General features: G+C 59.9%; 1 protein-coding gene. It reads left to right on the forward strand.

Annotated elements, in window-relative coordinates; translation table 11 throughout:
• Positions 1-90 precede the first annotated feature (90 nt).
• Positions 91-975, forward strand: coding sequence for an IS1595 family transposase (locus tag ACQUQR_RS17840; protein WP_435197723.1), 885 nt, complete (start codon positions 91-93; stop codon positions 973-975).
• The last annotated feature ends 28 nt before the right edge of the window (positions 976-1,003 follow it).

A 1,003-nucleotide genomic window follows, 5' to 3' on the forward strand; every position in this document is an offset into this window, starting at 1 on the left:
CGCTCTTCGGAAGCAGATTGTTGGTCGGGTAGAGCTGGCGCTGTGAAAGCGTAGCGGGCAAGGGTGACGCGACAGCGTCACCCGAATGCAATGTTCCCATTTGAATTGCTGAGTTCGGAGGCGAGCGCCGCGAACCTGCTGGCGCAGGTTCGCTGGCGCGAGGGCCTCTGTTGCCCGCGCTGCCGGTCTGAGTCAGTGATCAAACACGGCAGCTATCGGGAGTATCAACGGTATCTCTGTAAGGATTGTGACCGCACGTTCAACGACAAGACCGGCACGATCTTCGCGCACGCGAAGATCGGCCTCGACAAGCTCTTGTTCGCGTTCTACTCGTTCCTCCGGTTCAACACGAGTATCCGCCAGTTAGACGCTGAAATCGACGTATCGTATCGGTCGCTTCGCCGGCGCGTCGAGCAGTTCACCAGAACGCTCGACGCGCCAGCCATCTCCCTCGTTGGCCCGGTCGAGATCGACGAGTTCTACGTCTCTGCCGGGAAGAAAGGCCGCGAGCGCGACCGAGAGTCGCGCTCGCGTGCCCTCTCGAAACGCGGACGAGGAACGTATGAGGGGGACAAACCGCCAGTGTTCACGCTCGTTGATCGCGGCAGCGGTCAACGATACGTCGTCCCGGCGAAATCCGCCGACGAAGCGACCGTGCGACTCCTTCTCGACAACCGCGAGAAGGAGTCGCTGACCGTCTATACTGACGGATTTCGGGCCTACGATCCACTCGACGATGACGAGAGCTTCCGCCGAGAATCAGTAATTCACGGTGATGGCGAGTACGTTGATGGAGACGCGCACGTGAACACGTGCGAGAGCCACGCGTCGCTGGCGCGACGGTGGCTCTCGCCGCACCGAGGCGTCTCAAAAGACAAACTGACAGCGTATCTCAGACCGCTCCAGCTTCGGCGACGAATCCTCCGCAAACCGGGTCGAGAGGCACTCAAAGAGATTGTCAGAGCAGTTCTCTGACTCACCAACAATGTACTTCACAAGAGCG

The sequence above is a fragment of the Natronomonas sp. EA1 genome, from assembly GCF_051195035.1.
Lineage (GTDB): Archaea > Halobacteriota > Halobacteria > Halobacteriales > Haloarculaceae > JBNTJV01.